Consider the following 16,703-nt stretch of genomic DNA (forward strand, 5'->3'; position numbering starts at 1 on the left):
CCGGCGGCCTCCGCGGCCTCCAGGCCCCCGGCCTCCCCGGTGTCGCCCATGGCCCCGCCCCGCTCGTTCCTCTGGTCGAGGCGGATCTTCCTCACCCTGCTCACCGGCTTCGTGACGGTCCCGGTGTACGTCATGGTCTCCAGCTCGCTGAAGCCGCTCGCGGACGTCACCGGTGAGTTCCGCTGGCTGCCGAGCGAGCTGACCGTGCGCCCCTACATCGACATCTGGTCCACGGTCCCGCTCGCCCGGTACTTCGTGAACTCGCTGATCGTGGCGGGCGCGGCGACCGTCTGCTCGGTGGTGATCGCGGTCTTCTCCGCCTACGCGGTGAGCCGCTACGACTTCCGCGGCAAGCGGGTCTTCACCGTGACCGTGCTGTCGACGCAGATGTTCCCCGGCATCCTCTTCCTCCTCCCGCTCTTCCTCATCTACGTCAACATCGGCAACGCCACGGGCATCGCCCTGTTCGGCTCGCGCGGCGGCCTGATCCTGACGTACCTGACGTTCTCCCTCCCGTTCTCCGTCTGGATGCTCATCGGGTACTTCGACTCGGTGCCCCGCGACCTCGACGAGGCCGCGCTGGTCGACGGCTGCGGCCCGCTCGGCGCGCTCTTCCGGGTCGTCGTGCCGGCCGCGGTCCCCGGCATCGTCGCGGTCGCCGTCTACGCCTTCATGACGGCCTGGGGCGAAGTGCTCTTCGCGTCGGTGATGACCAACGACACCACCCGCACCCTCGCCGTCGGACTCCAGGGCTACTCCACCCTCAACGACGTGTACTGGAACCAGATCATGGCGGCCTCGCTCGTGGTGAGCGTCCCCGTGGTCGCCGGCTTCCTGCTGCTGCAGCGCTACCTCGTCGCCGGCCTGACGGCAGGAGCCGTCAAATGACCGGCTCCACCCCCCACGAAGGGACTTCCGTGACCATCGACTACGCCGCCCTCCCCGACGACTTCCTGTGGGGCACGGCCACCTCGGCGTACCAGATCGAGGGAGCCGTGGCGGAGGACGGCCGCTCACCGTCGATCTGGGACACCTTCTCGCACACCCCGGGCCGTACCGACAACGGCGACCACGGCGACCTCGCCTGCGACCACTACCACCGCTGGCGCGAGGACATCGGCCTGATGCGCCGCCTCGGCACCAACGCCTACCGCCTGTCCCTCGCCTGGCCCCGGATCGTCCCCGGCGGCGACGGCCCGGTCAACGCCAAGGGCCTCGACTTCTACGACCGGTTGACCGACGGCCTGCTCGAGGCGGGCATCACCCCGTCACTCACCCTCTACCACTGGGACCTGCCCCAGGTCCTCCAGGACCGCGGCGGCTGGCCGGAGCGCGACACCGCCGAGCACTTCGCCGCGTACGCCTCGGTGGTCGCCGAACGCCTCGGCGACCGGGTGCACCACTGGGCGACCCTCAACGAGCCGTTGTGCTCGGCCTGGATCGGCCACCTGGAAGGCACGATGGCGCCCGGCCTGACCGACCTCACGGCAGCCGTCCGCGCCTCCTACCACCTGCTCCTCGGCCACGGCCTCGCGGCCCGGGCCATCCGCGCCGCCGCCCCCGACGCCCAGGTGGGCATCGTCAACAACCTCTCCACGATCCACGCGGCCACCGGCAGTCCCGAGGACCTGGCCGCCGCCACCCGCATGGACGGCCACACCAACCGCTGGTGGCTCGACCCCGTCCACGGCCGCGGCTTCCCGGACGACATGCGCGAGGTCTACGGCGTCGAACTCCCCGAGCGATCAGGCGACCTGGAGACCATCGCCGCCCCGCTCGACTGGCTCGGCCTCAACTACTACTTCCCCCAGGCGGTGGCCGCCGACCCGAACGGCCCCGCCCCGCACGCCGCGTTCGTACGCCGCGCCGGCGTCCCGCGCACCGGCATGGACTGGGAGATCGACGCCGGCGGCATCGAGACACTGCTCCTGCGCCTGACGAACGAGTACGGCGCCCGCAAGCTCTACGTCACCGAGAACGGCTCCGCCTTCCCGGACGTGGTCCGCCCCGACGGCACGATCGACGACCCCGAACGCCAGGACTACCTGGAGCGGCACCTCGCCGCCTGCGCCTCCGCCGCCCGCAGGGGCGCCCCGCTCGCCGGCTACTTCGCCTGGTCCCTGCTGGACAACTTCGAGTGGGCCTACGGCTACGGCAAGCGCTTCGGCCTCGTCCACGTCGACTACGCCACCCAGACCCGCACCATCAAGGGTTCCGGCCACCGGTACGCGGACATCATCCGAGGGCACGGGGGAGAGGCCCGGCGGGCCGCGTAAGGGCCGCTTCGGCGTGGAGCAGGGGCCGGGCCGGGGCCAGTGCCTCCGGCACTGGTTCACGAACTGCTGCAAGGGCCTGCATGTCCCCGTCCGGCAGCTGCCCGGCCGTCGGCCGGACCTGCCTGCGCCGGCCGTCCGGCATCAGCCCCCGCAGACAACACCCGCTCCACCGACGTTGATCCCGCCGCGGCACCGAGGCGAACACACCGGCAGCGCACTGCGCCACCTCACCCCGGAGTCGTTCCACCTCCCCGGCTTCGCACCAGGAAGGTGCCCACCCACGGGAAAGACCACCCGACGTGACGAAGCGCTACTGGAGTTCCGCCTTTTCCCAAGGCCTGACCCCGAGCTTTCCCGTGGTTCCGAGGTCGAGGTGCGGGGTCACCGTCACCGGGGCGGCACCCTCCTTCGCCCTGACCCGCACGTAGGGCACGTTCACGGCCGTACCGAACCCGGTGGTGTTGCGCCAGACCAGGCCGGCGGTCGCCGACTCGCCGGGCTCGAGCGTGACGGACCGGGGCTGTTCGTCGGGGCCGGCAGCAGTGGTGATCTCACCGCTGCCGTCGAGGATCTCGACACCGTCGACGGGCTCGAAGTCGCCGTCCAGGAGTTCCAGCAGCGGATAGCCCTCGACGCCATAGGCGTGCGTGCCGCAGTTGTCGAGCCGCAGGCTCACGACGCGCAGTCCCATCGCCGCGTTGCCCTCGTCGGCGCTGACCCGGATCCCGGAGGCGGGGCACGCGCCCGGCTCGGCCGGCGCCTCGCCCGCGGGGACCCTGGTCACCTCGAGCACCTCGACCTGGGTCACCCGCGGCGCGGTGGGCGGCAGTTCCCCGGCCCGGACCGTACCCCGCACGGTCCGTCCGGGGCCGACGTCGCGCACGGTCTCGGTCCGGTTGGTCACGGCCCCGCCGTCACCGCCCCTGAAGGTGAAGACGACCGAGTAGGTCAGGGTCTCGGCGCCCTCGTTGGTGACCTCGTAGGCGGCGAAGACCCCCGAGTCCGAGCCCGTGGTGAGCCTGTCGGCGGAGACCGAGTGACTGCGGGTGGGCGAGGGGGAGGCCGACGGGAGGGTCAGCGAGGTGATCCGTACGCCGTCCTTGCCCGGACCGTCGATCCGTGTGCCGTCCTGCGACGCGACCGCGTCGGTGCCGCCGCCCCCGGCACCCGCGCGCTCCGTCCCGCAGCCCGTGAGCAGCAGGGCGGTCGCGGCGAGGGCCGACAGGAAGGGGAGGGCGGTCGCGGCGGGAGGCGGGCGGAGGCCGGCGGGTCTGCGCATCGGCTCATCCCATCAAGGTGTGAGCCCCCGCGCGTGCGAGGAAGATCACAGTTACGGTCACAGGGGTGTCACAAGTGAGTGGGAGACGGCGGGGAGAAGCGGCCCGGTCCACGCTGCCACTCCTCGACGCCCCGTGGCTCCGCCGGCGGGAGGGGCGGTGCCGGCTGTGCGGGGCGCGCGGGCGGTGACGTGGCGCGGGTGGACGGACGCCGGGATCAGGGGCGGGCACCATCGCCGACGGCACGGACGCCGTGCCGTCGGCGATGGTGCCGGTCCTGTTGACGACGCACCCGGCGCACCCGGCGCGGCGGGCGACGCGCGAGCGTCGTGCGGTTCACGGCGGCCGCGACCTCGCGTCGTACACCTGTTCGAGTTACGGTGAAGTTCAGGGCCTGCCGGACACCCGGGGGAACCGCCCCTCGCCGGCCGGGGCCCGAGGAGGACTTCCCGATGTGCCCGGAGGGCCCGTCCGTCCCGCATCCGCGGGGCGGGCTCTCCGCCCGACCGGTGTCGACGCGACCCGATGCACAGGCTTGGTTCGATCATGAAGACTTCGACTCCCGAGGAAAACGCCGTACGGGTGCTCGGCGTGGACCCGGGGCTGACCCGGTGCGGCCTCGGAGTGGTCGACGGTGCCCCCGGACGGCCGTTCGCGGTGACGGCCGCCGGTGTCCTTCGCACCCCGGCGGACGCGGACACCGGTCACCGCCTCCTCCTCATCGAGCGCGGTATCGAGCGGTGGCTGGACGAGTACCGGCCCGGAGCCGTCGCCGTGGAGCGGGGGTCCAGCCGGTACGGCGTGCGCGCCGTGATGGGTACCGCGCAGGTGAGCGCGGTCGCGATCCTGTGCGCGGCCCGGCGTGGCCTGCCCGTCGCCTGGCACACCTCCAGCGAGGTGAAGGCCGCCGTCACCGGCAGCGGAGTCGCCGGCCGGACCCAGGTCGGTGAGACGGTCACCCGGCTCCTGCGGCTCGACTCCCCGCTCGGGCCGGCCGGCGCCGCCGACGCCCTGGCGCTCGCCATCTGCCACATCCGGCGCGCCCCGGCCCTGAACCGCCGGCAGCAGGTGCACACCGCCGCCCCTTCCGCTTCCGCCGCCCCTTCCGCTTCCGCGCACGCCGAACCGCGCACGCCCGGTTGAACCGCACACGCCGAGAGGAGTGGACCGCATGCCCTCGGACGAAGCCGAAACCGCCGCCCTCGTCGAGCGGTTGGTGGGATCTGTCGCCGACGGGGAGGAGCGGGCCGTCGAGGTCGCCCTGCGGCCCAAGGACCTGGACGAGTTCATCGGCCAGGAGAAGGTCCGTGAGCAGCTCGACCTCGTGCTGCGCGCCGCGCGCGGGCGCGGTGCCACCGCCGACCACGTGCTGCTCTCCGGCGCCCCCGGCCTCGGCAAGACCACCCTCTCCATGATCATCGCGGCCGAGATGGAAGCCCCCCTCCGCATCACCTCGGGACCGGCCATCCAGCACGCCGGCGACCTCGCCGCGATCCTGTCCTCCCTCCAGGAGGGCGAGGTCCTCTTCCTCGACGAGATCCACCGCATGTCCCGGCCCGCCGAGGAGATGCTCTACATGGCGATGGAGGACTTCCGTGTCGACGTCATCGTCGGCAAGGGCCCCGGCGCCACCGCCATCCCCCTCGAGCTGCCGCCCTTCACCCTGGTCGGCGCCACCGTACGGGCGGGCCTGCTGCCGCCCCCGCTGCGTGACCGCTTCGGCTTCACCGCGCACATGGAGTTCTACGAGCCCACCGAGCTGGAGCGGGTCGTCCACCGCTCCGCCCGGCTGCTGGAGCTGGAGGCGACCCCCGACGGCGCCGCCGAGATCGCCGGCCGGTCGCGCGGCACGCCCCGCATCGCCAACCGCCTGCTGCGCCGCGTGCGCGACTACGCGCAGGTCAAGGCCGACGGGCGGATCACCAGGGAGACCGCCGGGGCGGCCCTCGCGGTCTACGAGGTCGACGCCCGCGGCCTCGACCGGCTCGACCGGGCGGTGCTGGAGGCCCTGCTCAAGCTGTTCGGCGGCGGCCCCGTCGGCCTGTCCACGCTCGCCGTCGCGGTGGGGGAGGAACGGGAGACCGTGGAGGAGGTCGCCGAACCCTTCCTCGTACGGGAGGGGCTGCTCGCCCGTACCCCGCGCGGCCGGGTCGCCATGCCCGCCGCGTGGGAGCACCTCGGTCTCGTGCCGGCGCGGCAGGGCGGTCCCGTCGACGGGCGGGACCGGTTCCCGCCGGATGTGCGCCGCGGTTGACCCGGCCGTACCGCCGGCGCGGCGCCCTCGGACCGCTCCTCGATGCGGACATATGGAGTATTGGCGATTTTCCGGAGAAAGGTGTTGATTTTTCCCTCGCTCGATGTCTAGCGTGGGGTTCCACGCAATTTCGAACTAGCATTCGAACTGAGGCTTCGGCCGTGTGGGTGCACGTCTTGCCGGAAGAGGACCGCTTCCCGTCCCTCCCCAAGCCCACCCCGGACCGCCGGAGCATGCGCCAGAGGAGAACGGCGTGAACAGCTTCACTTTCACCCCCGCCACCAAGGAACAGGCCAAGGCCCGCATCGCGCTCACCGGGCCCACCGGCTCGGGCAAGACCTACACCGCGCTCGTCCTCGGCGCCGGGATCGGCGACCGGATCGCCCTGATCGACACCGAGCACGGCAGCGCTTCCAAGTACGCCGACGAGTTCACCTTCGACGTCCTCCCGCTCACGACGTTCGAGCCGCCCGCGCTCGTCGAGGCGCTCGCGGTGGCCGCCCACGAGGGCTACGACGTCGTGATCGTCGACTCGCTCACCCACTTCTGGTCCGGTTCGGGCGGAATGCTGGAGCAGGTCGACAACGCCGCGAAACGCGTCGCGGGAGGCAACACCTTCGCCGGCTGGCGGGAAGCCCGCCCCCTGGAGCGGGCGATGATCGAAGCCCTGCTCGCCTATCCCGGCCACATCGTCGCCACCATGCGCACCAAGACCGAGTACGTCGTGGAGGCGGACGACCGCGGACGCAAGGTGCCGCGCAAGGTCGGGCTCAAGCCCGAGCAACGGGACGGCATCGAGTACGAGTTCGACATCGTCGGCGACCTCGACCACGAGAACACCCTGGTGATCTCCAAGTCCCGGGCGAAGCCGCTCTCCGGACGCGTCATCCGCAAGCCGGACGAGAAGTTCGCCGAAGCCGTCCTGGAATGGCTCAACGCGGGCAAGCCCACCCCGAGCGCGTCCGACTACCTCACGGCCGCCACCGCCCCGCACGCCGCCTACGAGGAACTCCGCGGTCTCTACGAGGAGGTGCGCCGGCACAACCTGCTCGCCTCCGCCGTCCTGGACCCCGCCGGGGGATCGACCACGCTGGGCGAGCTCATCGTGCGCCGCGGCACCGCGGCCAAGAAGGACACCGGGAAAGAGACCGAGCAAAAGGGTGAGGCCGCGTGAACCTCCGGGACCACGCCACCCGGGTCGTCGTACTCAGGGTGCTGCGCGACGCGGTGGAGGCCGAGTACCGGGCCGAGCGCCGCGCGGTCCTCGACGGACTGCGCGCGGCGCGCGCCGAACTCGCCCTCAAGTCGATGCGGGTGACCATGCCGGACGACACCCCGATCGCCACCCTCACGCTCATCGACCCCCAGCCGACGGTCGTGGTCGCCGACGAGGACGCCTTCACCGCCTGGACGGCCGCGAACCACCCCGGCGAGGTGGAGACCCTGGTCCGGGTGCGCTCCGCCTGGCAGCGGGAGTTCTTCGCCCGGCTCGCCTGCTCCGGCCCGGTCGCCGACCCGCGCACCGGCGAGGTGGTCCCGGGACTGACGGTGGCGCCGGCCCCCGAACCGCGTTCGTTCAGCCTCCGGCCCGTGCCCGGCGGAACGGAACGGGTCGCCCGGGCCTGGCGCACCGGCGAGATCGACCTGCGCGGACTGCTCGCCCTCGACGGGGGCGAGACGTGATGACCACCGTCATGGCGCGCTCCACGGCCACCACCACGGCGTGCTCCGCCAGGGACTCGACCGCCACCCTGTGGTTCCTGATCTCGCGGGCCGCCCACCTCGGCTGCGGCCGCTGGAGCCTCGGGGACGACGGGCGGCTGCGCTGTGCCTGCGGCACCGTCCTGTACCTGTACCCGCAATCGGCGGACGGGGCGGGAAGTGGAGCACCGGGGCCACCCGGGGAGCGCCCCCGCGGAAGGGAGGAACGGATGACGCCGGCCGAGACCGCCGGGCTCGCCGCACTGGTCGCGGCGATGTGCCCGTCGATGCATCTGGAGGAGACCACGACGGACGCCTGGCACCTCCTGCTCGCCGACCTGGACGTCGCCGATACGCGGGAGGCCGTGATCCGGCTGGGCCGCAGACAGCCCCGCTTCGACGCCGCCGACATCCGCGCCGAGGTGCGCGAGCTCCGGGAGGAGCGGCTCGCCCGCGACCCGCTGCCGCTCCCGGACGCCGACCCGGACGACCCGCACCGCTATCGCGCGGAACTCCTCGCGATCGTGACCGCGATCGCCTCGGGGCAGCGCGTCAGGCGGGCACCCGCCGTCCCGGTCCCGCCGTCCCCCGCTCCCGCGGGCCGGTCGAGGGACGACCTCCGTGTCCACGCCCTGCGCGTGCCCTGCCCCTGGTGCCGGGCCGCCGCCGGCCGTCCCTGCACCGTCCCCCGGCTCGGTGTCCCGCTGAGCAACGCCCCGGCTCACGCTTCGAGACTCGTCACGGCGGGGCCCGCCGAACGAGGGGGAAGCGCACCGGACGGCGAACCCGAGGACACCCCGAAGCACCGGTGTGGTGGTCGGACCACCCACTCCTCCAGCCCGTACACGCGTTAGGAGTACCTCTCATGGTCGGCGAGACCGTCGTCACCGTCGTCGGCAACCTGACCGACGACCCCGAGATCCGCAGCACCCCGTCCGGCGAGGCGGTCGCACACTTCACCGTCGCCTCCACGCCCCGCACCTTCGACCGGCAGAGCAACGAGTGGAGGGACGCCGACACGCTGTTCCTGCGCTGTTCGGCCTGGCGGAAGACGGCGGAACACGTCACCCGGTCCCTGACCCGCGGCACCCGCGTCATCGTCCAGGGGCGGCTGCACCAGCGGACCTACGAGACCAGGGAAGGCGAGAAGCGGACCGTCATCGAACTGGAGGCCCTGGAGATCGGCCCCTCCCTGCGCTACGCCGACGCGACGGTCAGCAGGATCCCGAGCGCGGGCGGACCCGGCGGCACCCTCTTCGACACCGCTCCGCCCGCGTCGAACGACCAGCAGGGGGCGTCCGACGGGGACAGGAGCGCCTCCCACGACCACAACAGCCCCACGTTCCCCTTCTGAACCGGCCGAGAAGTGCAGGGCGACCGTCATGAACGCCCTCCCGCCCTGCGGGCCGACCCGGCTCGAGAGCCGCACCCCGGCAGCGGCCGTCGGCCCGACCTGCCCCGGCCGCCGGTACACCGTCCCGGCCCCGCCCCCGACCGCCGGCACACCGCCTCGAGATGGCCGGACGACGGGAACGGGACGGCCCGCGGCGAGACCCGGCGCGTCCCCAGGTCTGGAGTCCACCGTCCTCGACGAGGCATCCGGCACGCAGGACGAGACGGCACCGGAGACGGTCGCCGCCACGCCGGAGGAACCCGCAATCCGCAGGGGCCGCACGGCCGGCTTCGTCACGCACGTCAAAGCCCCGGCCGAACGGGTGCCGACCCGCTGTGCCGTTCACCGCGGCCGGGTGCCTTCTCGGTACAGCGGGAGACGGGGATCACGAGCGGAGCCCCGGAGTCGACCACCGATCTTCGACCACGAGGAGGAACGACCGGTCTGTGGTTCCGCGCGTCAGTCGGCGTCGGTCGCGGGCGTGGAGCCCGGCCTGCACAGGTCTTCGAGGTCGGAGCCCCCGCCGCCCCACACCAGAGTGCGGGAGCCCCAGTCCAGCTCCACGTGCTCCAGCCCCCGGTGACGGACCATCCAGTCGTAGTTCTTCAGAGCGGTCTCGGCCTCTTCGGTCATGGTCCGAGGCTATGGGGCGACCGGGGCCGGAAGCCGTATCTCCGACCCGGGACGCACCGGGATCCGATGACGCCGGGAACCCGCGGAACGAACGGGCCGTCACAGGAGACAACGGGGGCTCGTGAGCGGCCACGCGGGCGGACCGGTGCCGGACGATGCGCGACGCGTCGGGCACGTCGCACGGATGGACGCCCTACGGGGCTTCCGCCCCAGGACGGAGTTCCGGGCCGGTCAGCAGCCGCTTCCGGTCAGCAGGCGCAGGAGGTGCGTGCAGGCCGATTCCTCCCGCGTGTGCCGGGCGACGATCTCCCAGGTGCCCCGTTCGTAGGCGCCGGTCTCCCACATGCCCGGGGCCGTGCGGGAACGGCGCAGGTAGAGGAAGTCGGTCGGCAGGGGAGAGGGCTCGTGCACGCCCTCGATGTAGTAGTGGCCGTCCCGCACGCCCAGGGCGCGCAGGACGGTGTGCAGGGTGCCGCGGTTCACCGGCAGGCCCGGGTCAGCCCGTCGCGTGAACGAGGTAGCCGTTGTCCAGGAGCCATCTGACGTTCAGACGCTCGCCGTCGCCCGGGGTGAGCAGCGCGGGGTCGAGCTTGATCTGCTGTCCACCGCCGGGCTGTTCGAACCAGGGGGCGATTCCGCCCTGCCAGACGGCGAAGGGCCGCGTGACGGTGTAGCGGTGGTAGTCGCACGGGTGGGCAGCCTCACGGGTGTTGAGGTTCTGCGGCGGCAGTGCCCGCTTGGCGTAGGGGTCGCCGGCGGGGGCGAGGTAGGAACCGTACTCGGAGCCGAAGCGGTCCAGGTCCTCACCCGGCTCCAGGACCTCCACGTGCTTGTCGAGCTGCCCGTTGACCTCGGCGAACCCGTCGTTGGGCGGGTACTTCCATCCCGCCGGCCCCTCAGGGTCCTCCTCCTTCCAGTACGTCGCCAGGAACGCGTCGGGGGAGAGGTCACCGGTGCGCCGGTAGTCCTTCAGCAGCGGTCCCACCGGGGCCTCCCAGGGGCGGGGCAGGGTCTTCGGACCCAGCCGGGCATCGCCCCGGTACGCGCCGGTGCACGGGACCGGACGCGACACCGGACGCGGTGCCGCTTGCTCCGTCCACTGGTACTCCTCGGCCACCGGGGGCGTGGGCGGTGCGGGGGTGGACGCGGTCGCGGTCGCCGGGGGCAGTGCGGCTGCGAAGGCCAGGGACAGCGCGGACAGGGCGGCGCGTGAGCGGTTCTTCACGTCTCTCGTACTCCGGTGTTCGTCGGGGCGCCCCGGCTCGTACGAGGCCACCTACCGGGGCGCGCTGGGGAAGGTGAACAGCGACGGTGGCGCATGCCGGGGCCGATGCCCTCCGGCGTCGGCCATGGCCCGGCTTCCACCGTCAGGAGGTGGCCGTCCCGGCCGCTTCGACGTGAAGACCAACGACCGTGCGGCGGCAAGGACACGCGCCCGCGTGACCGGAGACAAGGAGACTCGGAGACAAGAAGACACGGAGACACGGAGACACGGAGAAGGATCACCCGGACCACCCGGTCGCGAGCGTGGAGGTGCGGCCTGCGGCCGCCGACCGCACGATGGGCCGTGTCGCCGACCGGCATACCGGTCGGCACCGGCCGGACGCGAAGGAGGCCCCGCGGTGGGCGAGCTGTACATCGACGGCGAGTGGACACAGGCCGCGGCCGGCGGGCAGCGGGAGGTGGTCAACCCGTACGACGCCTCCGTCGTCACCACCGTCGACGAGGCGGACGCCACCGACGTGGACCGCGCGGTGCGCGCCGCCCGGCGCGCCTTCGACCAGGGGGAGTGGGCGAACGCCCCCACCCGCCACCGCGCCGACCTCCTGCTGCGCGTCCACGACCTGCTGCTGCGCGACAGGGACGAGATCGCCCGCACCGAGACCCTCGACACCGGCAAGACACTGACCGAGGCCCGCATCGACGTGGAGGACGTGGCGAACGCCTTCCGCTACTTCGCCGAACTCGCGGGCAAGGACGGAGGCCGGGTCGTGGACGTCGGCCCGGACGTCCTCAGCCGCGTCGTCTACCAGCCCGTCGGGGTGTGCGCGCTCATCGCCCCCTGGAACTACCCGCTGCTGCAGGCCTCGTGGAAGGTCGCGCCGGCGCTGGCCGCCGGCAACACCTTCGTCCTCAAGCCCAGCGAGACGACGCCGCTCACCACGATCGCCATGATCCGGCTGATCGAGGAGGCCGGCGCGCCTCCCGGCGTCGCCAACCTGGTGCTCGGCTCCGGGGCGACCGTCGGCGCCGCCCTGACGGACCATCCCGAGGTCGACCTGGTGTCCTTCACCGGCGGCCTGGCCACGGGACGCGCCATCATGGCCGCCGCCGCCCGGGGGCCGAAGAACATCGCCCTGGAACTGGGCGGCAAGAACCCCAACATCGTCTTCGAGGACGCCGACTTCGCCGCCGCCGTGGACTACGCGCTGGACGCCGCCTTCCTGCACTCCGGGCAGGTCTGCTCCGCCGGCTCACGGCTGCTGGTCCAGGACTCCCTGCACGACCGGTTCGTGGACGCCCTCGCCCGGCGCGCCCGGGCGATCCGCCTCGGCAACGGCATGGAGGAGGGCACCGAGAGCGGCCCCCTCAGCTCCGCCGAGCACCGGGAGAAGGTCGAACGCCACATCGCCGCCGCCCGCAAGGAGGGCGCACGACTCGTCACCGGCGGCACCCGCCCCGACGACCCGGCGCTGAGCAGTGGCTTCTTCCTCCTGCCGACCGTCTTCGCCGACTGCGACCGGTCCATGGGCATCGTCCAGGAGGAGATCTTCGGACCGGTCGTCACGGTCGAGCGCTTCCGCACCGAGGACGAGGCGGTGGAACTGGCCAACGACACCCGCTACGGCCTGGCCGGCGGCCTGTGGACCTCCGACGCGAGCCGCGCCCAGCGCGTCGCCCGGCGGCTGCGGCACGGCACCGTGTGGATCAACGACTTCCACCCCTACGTGCCGCAGGCCGAGTGGGGCGGCTTCGGCCGCTCCGGCGTGGGACGCGAGCTGGGCCCCACCGGGTTGCGCGAATACCAGGAGGCCCAGCACATCTACCAGAACCTGGCCCCCGCACCCTCCGGCTGGTTCAAGGGATGACCAGGCGCGGCACACCGCCCGCAGCTCATCGCTCGCAGCCCGCCGCCCGCTCCCGACGGCTGCCGAAGAAAGGCATCCCATGGCCCCCACCACCCCGCACGGCGCCGAGTCCGCCTACGACTACGTCATCGTCGGCGGCGGCACCGCCGGCTGTGTGCTCGCCGCCCGCCTGAGCGAGGACCCCGACTGCCGCGTCTGTGTCATCGAGGGCGGCCCCAGCGACGTCGGCGACGACCGCATCCTGCGCCTGCGCAACTGGATCGACCTGCTCGGCTCGGAGTTCGACTACGGCTACACCACCGTCGAGCAGCCGCGCGGCAACTCCCACATCCTGCACTCACGCGCCCGCGTCCTGGGCGGCTGCTCCTCCCACAACACGCTGATCAGCTTCCTGCCGCTGCCGCAGGACCTCGACGACTGGGTGGCCCACGGCTGCACCGGCTGGGACCCGGCGACGATCCTCCCCTACCGCGACCGCCTGCTCACCAAGATCGTCCCGGTGGCCGAGGCCGACCGCAACCCCATCGCCAAGGACTTCGTCACCGCCGCCTCCCGGGCCACCGGAGTCCCCGTCGTCGACGACTTCAACGCCGAACCCTTCGCCGACGGCACCGGCTTCTTCTCCCTGGCCTACGAGCCGGAGGGCAACCTGCGCTCCTCCGCTTCCGTCGCCTACCTCCACCCCGTCCTGGACCGCCCCAACCTCACCCTCCTCCTGGAGACCTGGGCCCACCGGCTGCTCGACGACGAGTCGGGGAGGCCGACCCGCGTCGCCGTCCGCGGTGCCGACGGCGAGCCCGCCACCGTGCGCGCGGAGCGTGAACTCCTGCTGTGCGCCGGCGCCATCGACACCCCGCGGCTGCTGATGCTGTCCGGCATCGGCCCGGCCGACGACCTGCGCCGCCTGGGCATCAAGGTACGGGCCGACCTGCCCGGCGTGGGGGAGAACCTGCTGGACCACCCCGAGTCCGTGATCGTCTGGGAGACCGACGGCGCCCTGCCGCCCAACTCCGCGATGGACTCCGACGCCGGTCTGTTCCTGCGCCTGGAGGCCGGCCAGCCGCGCCCGGACCTGATGTTCCACTTCTACCAGGTGCCGTTCACCGTCAACACCGAACGCCTTGGCTACCCCGTCCCGGACCACGGGGTGTGCATGACGCCGAACGTGCCACGAGCCCGCTCCACCGGCCGCATGTGGCTGCGCAGCGCCAACCCGACCGACCATCCCGCCCTGGACTTCCGGTACTTCACCGATCCCGAGGGCCACGACGAACACACCATCGTGGAGGGGCTGAAGATCGCCCGCGAGATCGCGGCGACCGAGCCCCTGAGCAACTGGCTCGTCCGCGAGGTCGCGCCCGGCCCCGACGTCACCTCCGACGCCGACCTGTCGGAGTACGGGCGCCGCGCGGCGCACACCGTCTACCACCCGGCGGGCACCTGCCGCATGGGCGCCGCGGACGACCCGACGGCCGTCTGCGACCCCGAGTTGAGGCTGCGCGGCGTCGAGGGCGTGCGCATCGTCGACGCGTCGGTGTTTCCGACGATGCCCACCATCAACCCCATGGTGACCGTCCTGCTGGCCGCCGAACGGGCCGCCGACCTGCTCACCGGTCGCCCGGGGCCCGCCGGGGGGACGGGGCGGTGACCCGGACCGCAGCCGTCCGGGTCCCGGGACCGGAGAGCGAGGCCACCATGTTTCACCGGTGCCGGTCGGGGACACGGAACCACCAGGACACCCCCGTACCACCCGTACCACCCGTACCACGGCGAGTCCGGACACCGGCGAGAGGTCTCCCGCGCTCCGCGCGCGCCGCCGCGCCGGCCGCCGCCGGCCGCGAGTCGATGTCCTGACCCTCGACCAAGGAGGAAAACGGCCGTGTCGACCACAGGAGACAAGGGCGTCGGAGCAGCACCGGAAGAACCGGCGGTGGAAGCCGCGACGGCGGGGGCGGGCACGCTCAAACCCGTGGTCTTCTTCGGGGCGGCCGTGCTGATCCTCGCGGTCTCGATCTGGGCGATCATCACGCCCTCCGGCGCGGAATCGGTCATCGGGGTGGCGGTCGACAAGATCTCCTCGTGGTTCGGCTGGTACTACTTCCTCGCCGCGACCCTGTACCTGGCGTTCGTCGTCTTCATCGGCGTCTCCAAGTACGGCACGGTCAAGCTGGGGCCCAAGCACTACAAGCCCGACTACGGTCTCTTCGCCTGGGCGGCGATGCTGTTCGCGGCGGGCATCGGCATCGACCTGATGTTCTTCTCGGTCGCCGGACCCGTCAGCCACTACCTCGCGCCACCGGAGGGCGACCCGGAGACGGTCGAGGCCGCCCGGCAGGCCGTGGTGTGGACCCTGTTCCACTACGGCATCACCGGCTGGGCCATGTACGCGCTGATGGGCATGGCACTGGGCTACTTCGCCTTCCGGTACCGGCTGCCGCTCGCGATCCGCTCCGCGCTCTACCCGATCATCGGCCGCCGGATCCACGGACGGATCGGTGACGCCGTCGACCTGGCGGCCATCCTCGGCACCGTGTTCGGCATCTCCGTGTCGCTCGGCATCGGCGTGGTGCAGCTGAACTACGGACTGAAGGTCCTCTTCGGCGTGCCGGAGGGACTTCCCGCGCAGATCGGCCTGATCGCGGTGGCGGTGGTGATGGCCACGGTGTCCGCGGTGGCCGGTGTGGACAAGGGCATCCGCCGGCTGTCGCAGCTCAACGTCCTGCTGGCCGTCCTGCTCATGCTCTTCATCCTGGTCGTGGGCGAACCGTTCCGGCTGCTCAACTCCCTCGTCCAGAACGTCGGGGACTACGTCAGCAGCTTCCCGTCGATGACCCTGAACACCTTCGCCTACGACCAGCCCACCGAGTGGCTGGACGCGTGGACGCTCTTCTTCTGGGCCTGGTGGATCGCCTGGGCGCCGTTCGTCGGGTTGTTCCTGGCACGCATCTCCCGGGGCCGCACCCTGCGCCAGTTCGTCGCGGCGACGCTGGTCATCCCGTTCCTCTTCACCGGCCTCTTCCTCGCGGTCTTCGGCAACAGCGCCCTGTTCCTGGTGCGCGACGGGAACGCCGAGTTCGGCGAAACGGCCATGAACGCCCCCGAGCAGGGCTTCTACGGCCTGCTGGACCAGTACCCGGGCGCCCTGTTCAGCGTCGGCCTCGCCACGTTCGTCGGTCTGCTGCTGTACGTCACCTCCGCGGACTCCGGGGCCCTGGTCATGGGCAACCTCAGCTCCGACCTGCCCACCCCGGTGACCGACGCGGCCCCGTGGCTGCGCATCTTCTGGGCGGTGGCGACAGGGCTGCTGACCCTCGCCATGCTCCTCGTGGGGGGTGTGCAGGCGCTCACCGACGCCACCATCATCATGGGACTGCCCTTCTCCTTCGTCATGTTCCTGATCATGGCGGGGCTCTATCTGGCACTGCGCACCGAACGGATGCGGGCGGAGGCGCTGATCACCACACTGCCGGCGTCGTTCTCCAGCCGTACCACGCTGCAGGGCCCGCCGGGGGCGCGCAACTGGCGGCACCGGCTGGCGCGGGTGATGGCCTTCCCCGGCCGGCGGGCGGCCACCAGGTTCGTCGACGAGGTGGGCCGCCCCGCCTTCCAGGAGGTCGTCCAGGAACTGCGGGAACAAGGGGTGGAAGCGGAACTCCTGGAAGGGGTCGACGAGGACAACGGCCTGACGCACGTCGGCCTCCGGGTACCGAGCGGCCCGAGCGACGAATTCGTCTACCGGATCTGGCCCGTGGAGCTGCCGACGCCCGCGTTCGCCACCAAGTCGGTCAGCACCCACGACACCTACGTACGCTTCGAGGTCCAGCTCGCCGAGGGCAACCAGGGCTACGACGTGATGGGCTACACCAAGGAACAGCTCATCGCCGACAGCCTCGACCAGTACGAGCGGCACCTGGAGTTCCTGCGACTGCACCACGAGGCGGCGGCCGGGTCGGCCTTCCCCGACCACCGCCCGGACGCGCCGGAGGCACACCTGCCGGAGTAGGCCCCCGTACAAGGCCGGCACGGCAGGCTCCGTGGCGGCCGACACTCGGCCGCAGTCCTCGCCCGTGAGCGTGTGAC

Annotated in this window: 15 protein-coding genes; 11 read left to right on the plus strand and 4 right to left on the minus strand. The window is 72.2% G+C overall.

Features of this window, described 5'->3' with window-relative positions; genetic code table 11:
- Positions 1-48 precede the first annotated feature (48 nt).
- Positions 49-888: a carbohydrate ABC transporter permease gene (locus tag ORI94_RS21825; protein WP_266078479.1), complete on the plus strand. Its 840-nt coding sequence runs from the start codon at positions 49-51 to the stop codon at positions 886-888.
- Entirely contained in the window at positions 885-2,276 is a 1,392-nt protein-coding gene (locus tag ORI94_RS21830) for a GH1 family beta-glucosidase (protein WP_266078277.1), read from the plus strand. Before ORI94_RS21825 ends, ORI94_RS21830 begins: the two co-directional genes overlap by 4 nt.
- Before the next feature lie 310 nt (positions 2,277-2,586).
- Here ORI94_RS21830 and ORI94_RS21835 read toward each other — a convergent pair whose 3' ends face one another.
- Positions 2,587-3,555, minus strand: a complete 969-nt coding sequence (locus ORI94_RS21835) for a DUF4232 domain-containing protein (protein ID WP_266078279.1) — start codon at positions 3,553-3,555, stop codon at positions 2,587-2,589.
- A gap of 544 nt (positions 3,556-4,099) precedes the next feature.
- On the opposite strand from ORI94_RS21835, the gene ORI94_RS21840 reads away from it, so the two are divergent.
- From ORI94_RS21840 to ORI94_RS21865, 6 genes are all read left to right on the plus strand, one after another.
- A complete protein-coding gene (locus ORI94_RS21840) occupies positions 4,100-4,696 on the plus strand; it encodes a crossover junction endodeoxyribonuclease RuvC (protein WP_266078281.1) in 597 nt (198 codons plus the stop codon).
- A gap of 28 nt (positions 4,697-4,724) precedes the next feature.
- Positions 4,725-5,807, plus strand: coding sequence for a Holliday junction branch migration DNA helicase RuvB (ruvB, locus tag ORI94_RS21845; RefSeq protein WP_266078283.1), 1,083 nt, complete (start codon positions 4,725-4,727; stop codon positions 5,805-5,807).
- Positions 5,808-6,060: 253 nt separating this feature from the next.
- Positions 6,061-6,981, plus strand: coding sequence for an ATP-binding protein (locus ORI94_RS21850; protein ID WP_266078285.1), 921 nt, complete (start codon positions 6,061-6,063; stop codon positions 6,979-6,981).
- Positions 6,978-7,490 carry a hypothetical protein gene (locus ORI94_RS21855; protein WP_062191906.1) on the plus strand — a complete coding sequence of 171 codons (513 nt, stop codon included), beginning with the start codon at positions 6,978-6,980 and terminating at the stop codon, positions 7,488-7,490. Before ORI94_RS21850 ends, ORI94_RS21855 begins: the two co-directional genes overlap by 4 nt.
- Entirely contained in the window at positions 7,490-8,362 is an 873-nt protein-coding gene (locus tag ORI94_RS21860; RefSeq protein ID WP_266078287.1) for a hypothetical protein, read from the plus strand. The genes ORI94_RS21855 and ORI94_RS21860 overlap by 1 nt, the downstream gene beginning before the upstream one ends.
- Before the next feature lie 11 nt (positions 8,363-8,373).
- Entirely contained in the window at positions 8,374-8,862 is a 489-nt protein-coding gene (locus tag ORI94_RS21865) for a single-stranded DNA-binding protein (protein ID WP_266078289.1), read from the plus strand.
- Between the two features lie 498 nt (positions 8,863-9,360).
- Here the strand turns inward: ORI94_RS21865 and ORI94_RS21870 are convergent, their stop codons facing one another.
- The 3 genes from ORI94_RS21870 to ORI94_RS21880 form a co-directional block, all read right to left on the minus strand.
- Positions 9,361-9,534 carry a hypothetical protein gene (locus ORI94_RS21870; protein ID WP_266078291.1) on the minus strand — a complete coding sequence of 58 codons (174 nt, stop codon included), beginning with the start codon at positions 9,532-9,534 and terminating at the stop codon, positions 9,361-9,363.
- Between the two features lie 231 nt (positions 9,535-9,765).
- Entirely contained in the window at positions 9,766-10,017 is a 252-nt protein-coding gene (locus ORI94_RS21875; protein WP_266078293.1) for a hypothetical protein, read from the minus strand.
- A 13-nt stretch (positions 10,018-10,030) separates the two neighbouring features.
- Positions 10,031-10,759, minus strand: a complete 729-nt coding sequence (locus ORI94_RS21880; protein WP_416237865.1) for a TNT domain-containing protein — start codon at positions 10,757-10,759, stop codon at positions 10,031-10,033.
- Between the two features lie 397 nt (positions 10,760-11,156).
- Between ORI94_RS21880 and ORI94_RS21885 the strand changes: the two genes are divergently transcribed.
- The 3 genes from ORI94_RS21885 to betT all read left to right on the plus strand — a co-directional run bounded on the left by ORI94_RS21885 (position 11,157) and on the right by betT (position 16,626).
- Positions 11,157-12,623: an aldehyde dehydrogenase family protein gene (locus ORI94_RS21885; protein ID WP_266078295.1), complete on the plus strand. Its 1,467-nt coding sequence runs from the start codon at positions 11,157-11,159 to the stop codon at positions 12,621-12,623.
- Positions 12,624-12,702: 79 nt separating this feature from the next.
- Positions 12,703-14,271 (plus strand): GMC family oxidoreductase, encoded by a 1,569-nt coding sequence (locus tag ORI94_RS21890; RefSeq protein WP_266078297.1) that lies wholly within the window; start codon positions 12,703-12,705, stop codon positions 14,269-14,271.
- A 231-nt stretch (positions 14,272-14,502) separates the two neighbouring features.
- Complete coding sequence (gene betT / locus ORI94_RS21895) at positions 14,503-16,626, plus strand: choline BCCT transporter BetT (protein ID WP_323056077.1); 2,124 nt, start codon at positions 14,503-14,505, stop codon at positions 16,624-16,626.
- The last annotated feature ends 77 nt before the right edge of the window (positions 16,627-16,703 follow it).

Source organism: Streptomyces sp. NEAU-W12 (genome assembly GCF_026242095.1).
In the GTDB taxonomy this organism is placed as follows: Bacteria; Actinomycetota; Actinomycetes; order Streptomycetales; family Streptomycetaceae; genus Streptomyces.

Bases quoted from the DNA above. Each gene is read 5' to 3' on its own strand.
- ORI94_RS21860 (WP_266078287.1), top strand. From the start codon at position 7,490: ATGACCACCGTCATGGCGCGCTCCACGGCCACCACCACGGCGTGCTCC.
- ORI94_RS21835 (WP_266078279.1), bottom strand. From the start codon at position 3,555: ATGCGCAGACCCGCCGGCCTCCGCCCGCCTCCCGCCGCGACCGCCCTC.
- ORI94_RS21870 (WP_266078291.1), bottom strand. From the start codon at position 9,534: ATGACCGAAGAGGCCGAGACCGCTCTGAAGAACTACGACTGGATGGTC.
- ruvB (WP_266078283.1), top strand. From the start codon at position 4,725: ATGCCCTCGGACGAAGCCGAAACCGCCGCCCTCGTCGAGCGGTTGGTG.
- ORI94_RS21825 (WP_266078479.1), top strand. From the start codon at position 49: ATGGCCCCGCCCCGCTCGTTCCTCTGGTCGAGGCGGATCTTCCTCACC.
- ORI94_RS21830 (WP_266078277.1), top strand. From the start codon at position 885: ATGACCGGCTCCACCCCCCACGAAGGGACTTCCGTGACCATCGACTAC.
- ORI94_RS21890 (WP_266078297.1), top strand. From the start codon at position 12,703: ATGGCCCCCACCACCCCGCACGGCGCCGAGTCCGCCTACGACTACGTC.
- ORI94_RS21840 (WP_266078281.1), top strand. From the start codon at position 4,100: ATGAAGACTTCGACTCCCGAGGAAAACGCCGTACGGGTGCTCGGCGTG.
- ORI94_RS21865 (WP_266078289.1), top strand. From the start codon at position 8,374: ATGGTCGGCGAGACCGTCGTCACCGTCGTCGGCAACCTGACCGACGAC.